The following is a 13,431-nucleotide window of genomic DNA, read 5'->3' on the forward strand; positions in this document are numbered from 1 at the left end:
GATCAGGGCTTGAGGGTCTCGCCGAAGCGGGGCATGGCGAAGTCGATGCCGGCCTCGGCGAAGGCGACGCGGATCCGCCCGCGCAGCTCGCGCTCGAGCGTCCACTGCTCGCCGGGGGCGGCCTGGATGATGATGCGGCGCTGGTAGCGGTTGCCGTCGACGTCGAGCATGCCGCTGATGTCCGCCGGGCTCTGGATGATCTCCACCCAGTCGGGGTCCGTCGCCAGCTCGCCGGTGACCTTCTCGAGCACTTCGGTGACGCGGTCGTCGTCCGCGCCGGCGTCGATGTCCAGGGTCACCACCGCGTTGGAGTAGCCGCGGGACATGTTGCCGATGCGGATGATCTCGCCGTTGCGGACGGTCCACAGCACGCCGTCGATCGCGCGCACCTGCGTGACCCGCAGGTTGATGGACTCGACGGTGCCGCTGGCGTACTCGATGTCCACGAAGTCACCCACGGCGACGATGTCCTCGAAGAGCATCACGATGCCGGCGACGATGTCGCGGATGATGGTCTGGGCGCCGATGCCGGCGGCGAGGCCGATCACGCCGAGGGAGGCGATCACCGGGGCGATGTCCACGCCGATCTCGGAGAGGATCATCACCAGCGCCACGGCCCAGATGACCATGTGGGCCACGTTGCGGGCCACGTTCGAGAGGGTCTCGGCGCGCTGCTCGCGGCGGGCCTGGGCGGCCTTCAGCGAGCGCGGGTCGCGCTTGACGACCGCGCCGGCCACGTTCGTCAGCTTCGAGGATGACTCGACCATGGTGCGGAAGAAGCGCCGCAGCAGCCACGTCACCACGAGGCTGACCAGCGCGGCCGCCACGAGGATCAGCACGATCCGGACACCGCTGGTCAGCACCCACTGGATCAGGGAATCGGCGATGGACACGGCCTCGTCGGCGCCGGGAGCAGCCAGCAGCCGACCGGGATCGAGGGGTTCGTCAGGCATGCCCCTGACGATAACGCCCGGGGCTGGATCGTGTCTGCAGGGCGGGAGCCAGCAGAAGCCCCACGAGGTAGATCCCACCCAGGACGATGGTGACCACGCCGACGGGAAGCGCGGTCGGCAGCACGTGCTGCGCCACCAGGTCCGCGCCTCCGAGCAGCACGGCGCCCATCGCGGCGCTCGCAGCCAGCGGGATCCCGGTCCCGCGCACCAGGCGCTTGGCGAGCTGGGGCGCGGACAGGGCGACGAAGGCGATCGGGCCCGACAGAGCGGTCACCGCCGCGACCAGGATCACGGCGAGCAGCAGGATCCGGCGGCGGCTCCGCTCCACGCCGACGCCGTGGACCGTGGCCACGTCGTCCCCGAGCTCGAGCTGGGCCATGAGCGGCACGCAGACGATCAGCGCCGGCACCGCCAGCACGAGCAGCCCCAGCACGGGAAGCAGTGCGGGCCAGTCGATCAGCGACAGCGATCCCGCGCCCCACATGCTCGCGGCCATCGCCACCTCGTCCTGCGCCTGCAGCAGCATCCACACGTTCACCGCGTGCAGCATGGCCGAGATCCCGATGCCGACGACGATCAGGCGGAACCCCTGGAGGCCGTCGCGCCGCGCCAGCAGGTAGACCACCACCGCGGTGCCCAGGCCGCCGGCCAGGGCTCCGACGATGGTCGCAGCGCCGCCCAGCGCACCCGAGGCGGCGCCGCCGGCCGCGAGCGTCAGCACCAGCACGCCCGTGTAGGCACCGGTGGAGAATCCGAGCACGTCGGGCGAGCCGAGCGGATTGCGGGTCAGGGTCTGGAAGATCGCGCCGGACAGCGCCAGCGCCGCCCCGAAGACGATCGCCGCCAGCGACCGCGGCAGCCGCCACTGCAGCACGATCGTGGAGGCGAAGTCCCCGCGGCCGGTCAGCGCCTCGAACAGCTGGCCGGCATCCAGCGGATAGTCGCCGCGGGAGAGGGAGACCAGGGTGATGGCCAGGGCGAGCGCGGTCAGCACGGCGCACACGAGGACGTGGCGTCTGCGGCGCGGGGCCCCGGTGCGTGCGGAGGCGTCGGGGGCGCTCATATGCTGCTCGCTCGTCGGCGCCGGGCCAGCACGATCAGCACCGGCGCGCCGATCAGCGCGGTGACGATGCCGACGGGCACCTCGCCGGGCCACAGCACCACGCGTGCGAGCACGTCGGCCAGCAGCATGATCGCGGCGCTCAGCAGCGCCGCCAGCGGCAGCAGCCGGGTCTGGTCGGGGCCGACGGTCCAGCGCGCCACGTGGGGAGCCATCAGACCCAGGAAGACGATCGGGCCGGCCAGAGCGGTGGCCGAGCCCGCCAGCAGGGTGATGGCGAGGACCATGAGCATCCGGGTGCGCTGGACGTGCGCGCCGAGAGAGGCCGCCATGTCCTCTCCCAGGGAGAGCACGTTCATCGCACCCGCGAGCGCGAGGGCGAGCACGATGCCGGCCGCGGCGACCGGCAGGGAGGGAGCGGCCGTGTCCCAGCCGCGCTGGGAGAGATCGCCGCTCTCCCAGATCAGCAGGATGGAGTACTCGCGCGGCGCGGAGAGGCGGAAGGCCGAGGTCAGCCCGGCCAGCACCGCACCGAGCGCGACCCCGGCCAGGGTCAGCCGCTCCGGGGTGATGACGCCGGCGCCCAGGGTGCCGATGGTGAACACGGCCAAGGTCGCGACGAAGGCCCCCACCAGGCACGCCGCCACGAACGCCGCGGGGGAGGAGGCGCCCACCAGCACGATGGCGAGCACGACGGCGAAGGCCGCCCCGGCGTTGACGCCGAGGATCCCCGGCTCGGCGAGCGGGTTGCGGGTCAGTACCTGCATGAGCGCCCCGGCCAGGCCCAGCGCGGCGCCGGCGGCCAGGGCGATCACCGTGCGCGGCACCCGGAGCGAGGCCACGGCCGAGTAGTCCTGCACGACGATCCCGAGCGCGTCGGCACGCTGCTGGACCGATTCCTCGGAGCCGACGTGGGTGGCCGCATCGACCAGGATCCGCCCGACGGTCGCGGGCGGGACCAGGCGCGACCCGATATACAGGCTCGCGGCGCACAGCAGTGCCAGGGCGACCAGGGCCAGGACGAGCGCGACGGCTGACCGCGGGCGCGATGGAACGGTCCCGGGGCGAGGGCGCCGCGGGAGGGCGGGGGAGGAGGGTCCGCTCACAGTCTGCTTCCGGAGACGTCGGGGGCTTGTCGGCTCATGCTGAGGTAAGGGTAGCCTTAGCGACGGTTCGTGCCGGACCACCTTCACACCCACGGAGCAGCCACCATGATCCCTCAGCTCTCTCAGACCCCTCTGTCCCGCCAGATCTCACAGCGCCCGCGGCTCTCTCGCCGGGGCCTGCTGGCCGTTCTCGCGGGAGGCACGGGGCTCGCACTGGCCGCCTGCAGCGACTCGGGCGGGGGCGAGGGGTCCGGCTCCGGTGCGTCGGACGGCGGCGGAGGCGCTTTCCCCACCGAGATCGCCACCAAGTTCGGCCCCGTCACCGTCGAGGCCCCGCCCCAGCGCGTCGTCGCCCTGGGCTGGGGTGATGCCGAGACCGCGCTCGCCCTGGGCATCCAGCCCGTCGGCGCCTCCGACTGGCTGGCCTTCGGCGGGGAGGGCGTCGGCCCCTGGGCCGAGGGGATGTACGACCAGGCGCCGACGCTCATCGAGACCCTGGAGCCGTCCTTCGAGGCGATCGCGGCGCTGGAACCCGATCTCATCCTGGACGTGAAGAGCTCCGGGGACCAGGAGCGCTACGACCGGCTGAGCCAGATCGCCACCACCGTCGGCGTGCCCGACGGCGGCGACAACTACCTCACCATCACCGAGCAGCAGCTGCAGATGATCGCCCAGGCGCTCGGCCTGCCCGACGAGGGCGAGCGGCTCCAGAGCGAGCTCGACGCCCAGTTCGAGCAGGCCGCCGCCGACCACCCCGAGTGGGAGGGTCGCAGCGTCTCGGCGGCGACCCGCACCTCCGAGGGCTGGGGCGCCTACATCGACGGCACCGAGCGGGTGGAGTTCCTCGAGAATCTCGGCTTCGTGCTGGCCACGTCCGTGGCCGAGCTGGAGGCGGGCGCCTCCGGCTTCTCGGCCGACATCTCCTCCGAGCAGCTCGACCTACTCGATGCGGACCTGGTCGTCGCCTTCCCGATCTACATCGAGACCACGGAGATCTCCGAGGACCCGCAGTGGCAGCAGATCCCGGCGGTCGCCGACGGACGCGCCCTGGTCATCGACGGCGACCTGGCCTCGGCCTACTCGCTGGGCTCGGTGCTGTCGATGCAGTACGCCCTCGAGGAGATGGTTCCCCAGATCGAGGAGGCGCTCGGCGCCTGAGCCGAGCGCCTCCTCGGCCGCCCTCACTCGATGTCGGCGGCGCGCACCCGCTCCTGCCGGGCCACGGTGTCCCGTCCCTCGATGATGATGCGACGCAGTCCGAAGGCGGCCTCCTCGGCGTCGGCGAGCCACGCGTCGGCGTCATCCAGCACGCTCTGGCCGCCGTAGGAGGACGGGAAGTAGCCCCGCACGATGCGGTTGGCGATCTCCGTCGAGCGACGTTCCCACACCTTCTCGATCATCGAGAAGTAGCGGTCCCGGTACGGCGCGATCAGCGATTCGTCGCTCACGCGGGAGAAGCCCTGGATCACCGCGGTGATCGACTCATTGGCCAGGGTGTCCTGCTCGACGGTGAGACGCCATGCCTCCGCCTTGGCCTCCGCAGTCGGCAGCGCGGCCTTCGCGGTCAGGGCGCTCTTGCGGCCGGACTGCGTGTCGTCCGAGGCGAGCTCGCGGTCGATCCCGGCCTCGTCGATGCCGCCGAGGACGGCCAGGGCGATCACCAGCTTCCAGCGCAGGTCGGTGTCGATCGTGCGCCCGGGCAGCTCCACGCTGCCCTCCAGCAGGGACTCGAGGATCGTGCGGTGCTCCTCGGTCCGGGCCAGTCGCGCGAACGACTCCACGAACTGCAGCTGGGCATCGCTGCCGGCCTCGGCGGCCCGGGCCAGCTCCCACAGGGCGCTGGCCGCGGCGGCGGTCCGCTCCGCGCGTCGGGCCGGGGCGGCGTAGGGCCCGGCCACGGCCTCGAGCTGCTGCAGCAGGGTCCGCACCACCGACGAGGATGCCTCACCGGTGATGTTGGCCAGCACCAGCTGCTGATAGCGGCCGCTGGGCAGCTCGCCGTCACGCACCATGTCCCACGCGGCCGACCACAGCAGCGTGCGGGCCAGCGAGTCGTCGAGCGTGCGGAGGTTGTCCATCGCGACCGCGAGCGAGGCGTCGTCGAGGCGGACCTTGGCATAGGCGAGGTCGCCGTCGTTGAGCAGCCACAGATCGGCGCGTCTGCCCGTCAGCTCCGGCACCTCGGTCAGCTCACCGTCCACATCCAGCTCCACCTCGTCGGTGCGCACGAGCGCGCCGTCCTGGAGCGAGAAGCCCGCCACGCGCAGACGGTGGGGGCGCACGGTGCGGTGCTCCTCCGGAGCGCTCTGGGCGATGGCGAAGCGTGTCACCACGCCGCTGTCGTCCCGCTCTGAGCTGCCCGCGTCCCGCTCTGAGCTGCCCGCGTCCCGCTCTGAGCTGCCCGCGTCCCGCTCGATAAGTGGCCGCAGCGTGTTCACGCCGGCGGTCTGCAGCCACAGCTGCGCCCAGGAGCTCAGGTCACGGCCGCTGGTGGCCTCGAGCTCGACCAGGAGGTCCGTCAGTTCCGTATTGGCCCAGGCGTGCTTGGCGAAGTAGGCGCGCACTCCGGCGAAGAAGGCGTCACGGCCGACGTAGGCGACCAGCTGGCGCAGCACCGAGGCGCCCTTGGCATAGGTGATGCCGTCGAAGTTGGTCTCCACGGCGTCGAAGTCGACCATGTCGGCGACGATCGGGTGGGTCGAGGGCAGCTGGTCCTGCTGGTAGGCCCAGGCCTTCTCGGAGACGGCGAAGGTGGTCCAGGCGTCGGCCCAGCGGGTGACCTCGGCGCTGGCCAGCGTGGAGGCGTACTCGGCGAAGGACTCGTTCAGCCACAGGTCGTCCCACCAGCGCATCGTCACCAGGTCGCCGAACCACATGTGGGCGAGCTCGTGGAGGATGGTGAGGTCGCGCCGCTCGCGGATCGCGTCGGAGACCTCGGAGCGGAACACGTAGGTCTCGACGTAGGTGATGGCCCCGGGGTTCTCCATCGCGCCCATGTTGTACTCCGGCACGAAGACCTGGTCGTACTTGGGGAACGGGAAGTCCTGATCGAAGGCCTCCTCGTAGAAGTCGATGCCCGCCTTGGTCACGTCGATGACGTTCTGGGCGTCCAGGTGCTCGGCCAGCGAGGCGCGGGCGAACACGCCCATCGGCACGATGCGGCCGTCGCGCGAGGTGATCTCGCCGGTGCCGCCCTGGTAGTTGCCGGCGATGAGCGCGACCAGGTAGGTGGAGATCCGCTCGGTGGGCTCGAAGCTCCACGTGGCGGCCCCGTCGCGGCCCTCGAGCGGGGCCGGCTGCGGGGTGGGTGCGTTGGAGATGACCCGCCAGTGATCCGGAGCGGTCACGGTCAGACGGAAGGTGGCCTTGAGATCCGGCTGCTCGAAGCAGGCGAACATGCGGCGAGCGTCAGAGACCTCGAACTGGGTGTACAGGTAGACCTCGTCGTCGACCGGGTCCACGAAGCGGTGCAGGCCCTCGCCGGTGTTCATGTAGTTCCCGTCGGCGAGGATGCGCACGACGTTCTCGCCCTCGGCCAGGGCGGGCAGGCGGACGCGGGCACCGTCGAAGCGGGAGCCGGGATCCTCGAGCAGCTCGCCGTTGAGCTCGATCTCGTGGACCTCCTTCGCGATCAGGTCGACGAAGGTCTCGCGGGCCTCGGCGGAGGAGAAGCGGATGGTGGTCTCGGTGCGGAAGGTCTCCGGGCCGGTGGTCAGATCCAGGCGGATCTCGTAGGAATCGGTGCTGAGGAACGAGGCGCGGCCGCGGGCCTCGTCGCGCGTGAGGTTCTCGGTTGACATGCTCTCCATCCTGCCACCGGCGCGCGCACCGCTTGGGGGAACGAGGTCTCGAGAGCATCTCGGCTGAGCAACCGCGGCACGATGCCTGGCGCGTACCCGCCCACGTTCGGCACCGGCACACTAAATCACGGGCCCGTCGTGCCGAATCGCGGGTAAGGTCCGCGACATGTCGAGGGAGAGGACGGACGCCGAACCGCGTGCCGTCGGACTCCGGACGATCCTCGCCGGCGCGGGGTGGAGTCTTGCCGAAGCCGCCCGCCGCAGCCCCCGCTGGCTCGCCCTGACCGCCGCGACCTCTCTCCTGCTCGCCCTGGTCCCCGCTGCGCAGGTCCGTGCCGTCGCCTGGCTGGTGGAGACAGCGGACGCAGGGTCGTGGCGCTCTGCGCTCGTCCCCGTCCTCCTGCTGACGATGCTGGTGGGACTCGCACAGATCGTCTCCAGCGCGGAGAACCTCATGGGCCAGCGCGCGAGTCTCCGTCTGATGCGGGAGCTCAACACGCGGCTGGCCCGCACCGCGGCCCGGCTCGATCCGCGTCAGATCGCCGATCCCCGGATCCACGCTCTGCTCGACGGGTGTCGCACCAGCACGTTCGAGCTCTCTCGGGCTCCCGGCTCCGTGATCAGCGCCGTCGCCTCCTTGCTCGCGGCGGCGGCCCTCGGGGCGGCGATCTGGCCGTTCTCCCCGCTCGCGGCGGTGCTGGTGGTGCTGGCACTGATTCCGAGCCTCGTGAACTTCGCATGGTCCGCGGGAGTGCAGGACGCACAGTTCGAGGTCGGCGCGAAGCATGGAGCACGATTCCGCTATCTGCTCGAGCAGCTGGTCGGCGCTCGGACCGCCACGGAGCTCGCGACGCTGGGGTCGGGGCCGAAGGTCGCCGACGCCGCGGCCGCGGCCCATGCCCGGTTCACCGCGCACAATGACCAGATCTATGCCCGGCTGATGCGCGGTGACCTGATCGGCGGAGCCCTCACCGCGGGCCTGCTCGGTGGGGCCCTGATCGCCGTGCTCGCCGAGGGCGGCGGAACCGCGGGCCTGAGCGCCGGGGTGCTGGGCGTGATCGCCGGCCTCCAGGCGACCCGCGGAGCAGGCTTCGCCTTCGGCGACGTCATCTCCGTCGCCCCGAAGGTCGCCCGCTTCCGGGAGCAGGAGAGCCTTGCCGGTGAGCGGGAGCAGGGTGGTCGTGCCCCCGGCATCCGGCGACTCGATGTCCGCGAGGTGACCGTCACGTATCCCGGCGCGTCGACTCCCGCGCTGCGAGACGCGAGCCTCCACGCGGAGGCGGGCGAGATGATCGCGCTGGTCGGCGTCAACGGCGCCGGGAAGACCACGCTCGTAGGCGCTCTGCTGGGCATCGTCGAGCTCGACGGCGGCCTCGTGCAGCTCGACGGAGCCGATGCCTCGCAGCTGAGCCTGCCGGAGAGGTTCTCGCGCTTCGCTCTGGTGACCCAGGAGTTCGGTCGTTACGAGATGACCGTGCGCGAGGCCGTGGCACTCGGCACTCCGCGCCGGGATGTGGAGGACGAGGAGATCTGGCAGGCGCTCGAGGCGGCCCGCGCGCGCTCACTGGTCGAGCGTCTGCCCCGCGGGCTGGACACGATGCTCGGGCCCCAGTTCGACGGGGTCGGTCTCTCGGGCGGGCAGTGGCAGCGGATCGCCCTGGCGCGCATCCACGTGCGCGATGCCGGGGTCAGGATCCTCGACGAGCCGACGTCGGCGATCGACGCCGAGGCCGAGCAGGAGGTCTTCGCCCAGTTGCGGGAGAGCGCCGCCGGCCGGATCACGATCGTCGTCTCCCATCGGGCCTGGACCCTGCGCGGGATGGATCGCATCTACCTGCTGGACCGCGGGCGCGTGCTCTCCAGCGGCAGCTTCGAGCAGCTGGCTGCCCCGGGGACCCGCTTCTCCGAGATCTTCGCGCAGCAGCTGGGCTGAGTGTCCGCGCTGAGCGCCCGCCCCCTCACCGCTGGGTCAGGTCCAGATCCCAGGTGTAGTGCTCCGGCAGCGTCGGCAGCGGCCACGACGGATCGGGGAAGAAGTACTCGTACCCGGCGGAGAACGGGTAGGACCACTCGGCGATGTGCTGCTCGGCCTCACGGCCGGCCGCCCGGATCTCCTCGACCTCCTCGGAGGTGAAGTACCCGGTGCGCTCGGCGCCCTCGAGCTCGTCCTCGTCCTTGTAGTGCCAGTCGCGGCGCGGCAGCACCACCAGGTCCAGCACCAGGTCCCGGGTGCGTACACCTTCGTCGGTGCGCTCGTACGGGGTCTCGAGGTTGACGTAGTAGCAGCCCAGCGAGCCGTCGTCCTTGTAGAACAGCCACACCGAGTACGGCTTCTCGGGCAGCCCGATCATGAGGATGCCGTTGCCGGTCCACAGCTGCTTGGACTGCAGGCGCGGGGCGGTGAACATGCCCTCGTCCCCGGCGCGGCGCAGCGCCGCCCCGGATTCGAGGACCGGCAGCAGCACTTCGGTGCCGGGCGCGATCCAGACCACGATGCCGCGGTCGTCGTCCAGCACGACGGTGCCGGGGCGGACGGTGCGGGTCGGGTGCTGTGGGGTGTAGTAGGTCCAGGTCACCTGGTCGCCGGGCGACCAGCGCGGGGTGCAAGACATGGTGGTGATCCCGGCCGGATCGGCCTCCACGGACGCCCCGTACCGTCCGGCCACCGAGCCGGGGCTGCGCTGCCCGTGAAGGGGTAGGCGTATGGGGCGACCATACCGCCTCGCCCCCGGCCCGGTGGGCGGCGCGCCGGGGCGTCAGGGCTCAGGCGGCCCGCAGGGGGGCGCCGGTGCGCAGCTGGGAGACGATCGGGCAGTCCATCGGGTCGGCGTAGCCCAGGCCCACCCGGTTGAGGTACCGGATGATGATCCCGTAGGACGTCACGAGGTTCGTCTCGGTGTAGGGGATGTTCTTCTCGGCGCAGAACTCCTTGACCAGAGGGCGCACCTTGCGCAGGTTCGAGCTGGGCATCCGCGGGAACAGGTGGTGCTCGACCTGGAGGTTCAGGCCGCCCATCGCCCAGTCCATGGGCCGGCCACCGGTGACGTTGCGCGAGGTGAGCACCTGGCGCCGGAGGTAGTCGACCTCGAGGTCCTCCGGCAGCAGTGCCATACCCTTGTGGTTGGGGGCGAAGGAACCGCCCATGTAGATGCCGAACACGGCGAGCTGGACGCCGAGGAAGGCGAGAGCCCACAGCGGGCCCATCGCGGCGACGGCGAGGGCGGGGAATCCGATCAGACGGATGGCGACCAGCAGGCCCTCGGCGATGCGGTGCTTCATCTTCTTGTTCTTCACGACCGACGAGATGGCCTCGAAGTGCAGCACGAAGGCGAACAGGCTCAGCATCGGGATGAAGGCCCAGCCCTGGCGCTTGGCGAGCCAGCCCATGAAGCCGGTGCGCCCCTTCTCGTCACCGGGCACGAACACCAGCACGCCGCCGGCGATGTCGCCGTCCTTGCCGATGGTGTTGGGGTGGGCGTGGTGCTTGTTGTGCTTGCGGGTCCACCAGGCGAGGCTCAGCCCCACCACCAGGTTGCCCGCGATCCGCGAGAACCACTCGTTGCGGCGGCCCGAGGCGAACACCTGCTGGTGGGCGCTGTCGTGAGCGAGGAACGCGGCCTGGGTGAACAGGATCCCGAACACGCCGCCGATGGCGAGCTGCCATGGCGAGGAGCCGAGGGCGAACATCCCGGCAGTGGCACCGAGGAACGCGAGGGCGAGACCGGCGGTGCGCACCATGTAGGTGCCCACCCGTCGGCCCATGAGCCCGGCGGCCTTGGCGCGCTCGGAGAGCTCGAAGTAGTCGCGGTTCGGTGGTGTGGACCGTGCGCCGGTGGGGCGCGGTGCGGCGGTGGTCGTCATGCCCTCGACGCTAGAGGGTGCGAGGAGGATCCCGCGTCCCTCCGGGGAGCGAACCTCGACCCCCTACCGGGGTAGGGGGTCGGCGATGGGGATCCTCGCGACCACGGTGAACCCGCCGTCGACGGTGGGGCCCGCCTCGACGGTGCCGCCGAGGGCGGTGACGCGCTCCCGGGTGCCGGCCAGGCCCAGCCCGGAGCCGGGAATGGGCTCGTGACCGGCGTCGGCGGCGCGGTTGGAGACCTCCACGTCCAGGGAGGTGCCGGTGGTCCTCACCCGGACCTGGATCGGGGCGCCGCGCGCATGGCGCAGCGCGTTGCTCAGGGCCTCCTGCACGACGCGGTAGGCCGTTAGACCCACCGTGGGCGGGACCTTTGTCCGGTCGGTGTCATCCAGATCGACCTCGATCGTGGCCCCGGAGGCGCGGCTGGCCTCGGCCAGCTGCTCGATGTCCGTCAGGCCGGGCATGGGGACCTCCTCGAGGGAGTCGTCGGTGCGCAGGGTCGCCAGCAGCGAGCGCATCTCGCCCAGGGCCTGTCGGGACGAGGCGGCGATGTCCTCGAACTCCTGCTCGGCCTGCGCGTCCAGGCCCTGCAGACGGAACTTCGCAGTGCCGGCCTGCACGGTGATCACCGACATCGAATGGGCGACGACGTCGTGGAGCTCGCGGGCGATGCGGCTGCGCTCCTCCAGTTCGAATCGTCGCCGGACCTCCTCGGCGCTGACGGTCTGGGCCTGCTCGACCCGGCCGCTGATCAGCACCCACTGGCGCACGGTCAGCCCGAGCAACACCACGCCGCCGCTGATGGCCACCAGCACCACGCCGTTGGTCATCACCCCGCGCAGCGTCCCGCCCGGCATCGCGGCCGGGTCGGTCGCCAGCAGTGCCCCGAGGGTCAGCGCGGCTCCGGCGGACCAGGCCGAGACCGCCCAGAACCAGCGGTGGAAGACCGCCAGCACCGCGAGGACGAGGCAGTGGGCCAGCAGCGCGGTCACAGGCCACGGCCAGGGGGCCAGCGTCTGTTCGGGCGCGGTGACCAGGATCGTGGCCAGCGCGGCGAGGGCCCCCAGGGACAGCCCCGCCCAGTTCCAGCGCACCGCCAGCAGGGCTGCGACGCTGTGCGCCACGGTCACGACCATCGCCAGGCCCGGATGGACGTGGTAGAGCGTCGCGGTCACGGGCCAGCCCACGACGACCAGGACGAAGCCGATGAAGGCGATGGTCATGCGGGTCCAGGCGTTCTCCCGCAGCCGTTCGTCGGCATCCGATCCGACCGTCGCCGGGGCCTCTCCGCTGCGGCGGGACCCCGGCACGGCACCACCCAGCAGGGCGGCTGTGACCGCGACGTCCAGCAGCGCCAGGGCGTGCACGACGGCGGGGAACGTCAGGGTGAGCAGGAGGCCGACGACCAGGGTTAGCGCCCACCCGCCGGGCAGGTCCTGGCCGGGGATGTCGCCGCTGCCGGGCGGCAGGAGTCGTCCCCACGCCCACGAGGTGAGGCCGGCCACCGCGCCGACCGCCCAGAGCACCGTGGTCCCGACCGTCAGCACGCGCACCGGCAGCGCGATCAGTGCCTCGAAGGCGAGGTCGAGCCAGCGACGGGAGTCGGTGATCAGACGGAGCACCCGGGCGACGCCCCGTCCGCGGGGGCGGTAGCGCGGGGGAGTGACGTCGACTCCCCAGAGGGCAAGCCGCCAGCGGTCCAGACTCGCGCAGACGGACGCGAGGGCGAGCGTCAGCGGGAACAGCAGCACGCCCACCCAGACGATCGCCAGTACCGAGGAGATGGCCATCAGCGGGGTCAGCATGGCCACGGCGACCAGGGTCAGCGGCAGGCCCGGCAGGACCAGGGCCAGGTCGTGGCCGAGGCGGCCCAATGCACGGCGGTCAGGGACCAGCAGCATGGGGCGCTCCTCCCGGGAAGCTGGGATACGGTGACCGCATGACCGACCCCGCCGAGCCGGCCTCCGCGATCCGTGTGCTGATTGTCGACGACCAGTCGATGATCCGCGGTGGCTTCGAGGCCCTGCTGAACGCCCAGGACGGGATCGAGGTGGTCGGCACCGCGGCGGACGGCGCCGGCATCACTGGCATGGTCGAGGAGGTCCGGCCCCACGTGGTGCTCATGGACATCCGCATGCCCAACGTGGGCGGGCTGGACGCGACCCGGGCGGTGCTCGAGATGCCGGGCACGCCACCGAAGATCATCATGCTGACCACCTTCGATGCCGACGAGTATGTGTTCGCCGCCCTGCGGGCGGGAGCGAGCGGATTCCTGCACAAGGATTCCACACCCGATGAGCTCGTCCACGCGGTGCGGGTGGTCGCCGCCGGGGAGGCACTGCTGGCTCCGCGCGTGACGCGCACGCTGATCGCGGACTTCGTCTCCCGACCGGAGCAGTCCGCGCGCCCGGACGTGAGCCTGGCGGCCCTGACCGAGCGGGAGCTGGACGTGCTGCGGCTGGTGGCCCGGGGACGATCGAACCGCGAGATCGCCGGCGAGCTGTACATGGCCGAGCAGACCGTGAAGACCCATGTCTCCCGGATGCTGGGCAAGCTGAGCCTGCGCGACCGCACCCAGCTGGTGGTCGCCGCGTACGAGGCCGGGCTGGTCCGCGCGGGCGAGTGACCGCCCGGGAGCGACCGTCCGGGA

Annotated in this window: 10 protein-coding genes; 3 read left to right on the forward strand and 7 right to left on the reverse strand. The window is 71.6% G+C overall.

What is annotated here, in order from left to right; genetic code table 11:
- Positions 1-2: 2 nt before the first annotated feature.
- The 3 genes from AC5020_RS05200 to AC5020_RS05210 are packed head-to-tail and all read right to left on the reverse strand — an operon-like array spanning position 3 to position 3,119.
- Entirely contained in the window at positions 3-953 is a 951-nt protein-coding gene (locus AC5020_RS05200; RefSeq protein WP_377019095.1) for a mechanosensitive ion channel family protein, read from the reverse strand.
- On the reverse strand, positions 946-2,016 hold the full coding sequence (locus AC5020_RS05205; RefSeq protein WP_464987471.1) for a FecCD family ABC transporter permease: 1,071 nt from the start codon (positions 2,014-2,016) through the stop codon (positions 946-948). Before AC5020_RS05205 ends, AC5020_RS05200 begins: the two co-directional genes overlap by 8 nt.
- Entirely contained in the window at positions 2,013-3,119 is a 1,107-nt protein-coding gene (locus tag AC5020_RS05210) for a FecCD family ABC transporter permease (RefSeq protein ID WP_464987472.1), read from the reverse strand. Before AC5020_RS05210 ends, AC5020_RS05205 begins: the two co-directional genes overlap by 4 nt.
- A gap of 105 nt (positions 3,120-3,224) precedes the next feature.
- Here AC5020_RS05210 and AC5020_RS05215 point away from each other — a divergent pair, with 105 nt between their 5' ends.
- Positions 3,225-4,277 (forward strand): iron-siderophore ABC transporter substrate-binding protein, encoded by a 1,053-nt coding sequence (locus AC5020_RS05215; protein WP_464987473.1) that lies wholly within the window; start codon positions 3,225-3,227, stop codon positions 4,275-4,277.
- Positions 4,278-4,300: 23 nt separating this feature from the next.
- On the opposite strand, the gene pepN is transcribed toward AC5020_RS05215, so the two are convergent.
- A complete protein-coding gene (gene pepN, locus AC5020_RS05220) occupies positions 4,301-6,919 on the reverse strand; it encodes an aminopeptidase N (protein ID WP_464987474.1) in 2,619 nt (872 codons plus the stop codon).
- A gap of 166 nt (positions 6,920-7,085) precedes the next feature.
- Here pepN and AC5020_RS05225 point away from each other — a divergent pair, with 166 nt between their 5' ends.
- The gene (locus AC5020_RS05225) at positions 7,086-8,852 is read left to right on the forward strand and encodes an ATP-binding cassette domain-containing protein (protein ID WP_464987475.1); all 1,767 of its coding nucleotides are present in this window, start codon (positions 7,086-7,088) and stop codon (positions 8,850-8,852) included.
- A 25-nt stretch (positions 8,853-8,877) separates the two neighbouring features.
- Here AC5020_RS05225 and AC5020_RS05230 read toward each other — a convergent pair whose 3' ends face one another.
- From AC5020_RS05230 to AC5020_RS05240, 3 genes are all read right to left on the reverse strand, one after another.
- Entirely contained in the window at positions 8,878-9,561 is a 684-nt protein-coding gene (locus AC5020_RS05230; RefSeq protein WP_464987476.1) for a ribonuclease FAU-1 family protein, read from the reverse strand.
- 121 nt (positions 9,562-9,682) lie between these two features.
- The gene (locus AC5020_RS05235) at positions 9,683-10,780 is read right to left on the reverse strand and encodes a fatty acid desaturase family protein (RefSeq protein ID WP_464987477.1); all 1,098 of its coding nucleotides are present in this window, start codon (positions 10,778-10,780) and stop codon (positions 9,683-9,685) included.
- Between the two features lie 63 nt (positions 10,781-10,843).
- Entirely contained in the window at positions 10,844-12,682 is a 1,839-nt protein-coding gene (locus AC5020_RS05240) for a sensor histidine kinase (protein ID WP_464987478.1), read from the reverse strand.
- 38 nt (positions 12,683-12,720) lie between these two features.
- On the opposite strand from AC5020_RS05240, the gene AC5020_RS05245 reads away from it, so the two are divergent.
- On the forward strand, positions 12,721-13,407 hold the full coding sequence (locus AC5020_RS05245) for a response regulator (RefSeq protein ID WP_464987479.1): 687 nt from the start codon (positions 12,721-12,723) through the stop codon (positions 13,405-13,407).
- The last annotated feature ends 24 nt before the right edge of the window (positions 13,408-13,431 follow it).

The sequence above is a fragment of the Brachybacterium sp. SYSU DS0246 genome, from assembly GCF_059391765.1.

Coding starts and splice junctions, on each gene's coding strand:
- AC5020_RS05200 (WP_377019095.1), bottom strand. CDS start 953: ATGCCTGACGAACCCCTCGATCCCGGTCGGCTGCTGGCTGCTCCCGGC.
- AC5020_RS05205 (WP_464987471.1), bottom strand. CDS start 2,016: ATGAGCGCCCCCGACGCCTCCGCACGCACCGGGGCCCCGCGCCGCAGA.
- AC5020_RS05215 (WP_464987473.1), top strand. CDS start 3,225: ATGATCCCTCAGCTCTCTCAGACCCCTCTGTCCCGCCAGATCTCACAG.
- pepN (WP_464987474.1), bottom strand. CDS start 6,919: ATGTCAACCGAGAACCTCACGCGCGACGAGGCCCGCGGCCGCGCCTCG.
- AC5020_RS05225 (WP_464987475.1), top strand. CDS start 7,086: ATGTCGAGGGAGAGGACGGACGCCGAACCGCGTGCCGTCGGACTCCGG.
- AC5020_RS05235 (WP_464987477.1), bottom strand. CDS start 10,780: ATGACGACCACCGCCGCACCGCGCCCCACCGGCGCACGGTCCACACCA.
- AC5020_RS05240 (WP_464987478.1), bottom strand. CDS start 12,682: ATGCTGCTGGTCCCTGACCGCCGTGCATTGGGCCGCCTCGGCCACGAC.
- AC5020_RS05245 (WP_464987479.1), top strand. CDS start 12,721: ATGACCGACCCCGCCGAGCCGGCCTCCGCGATCCGTGTGCTGATTGTC.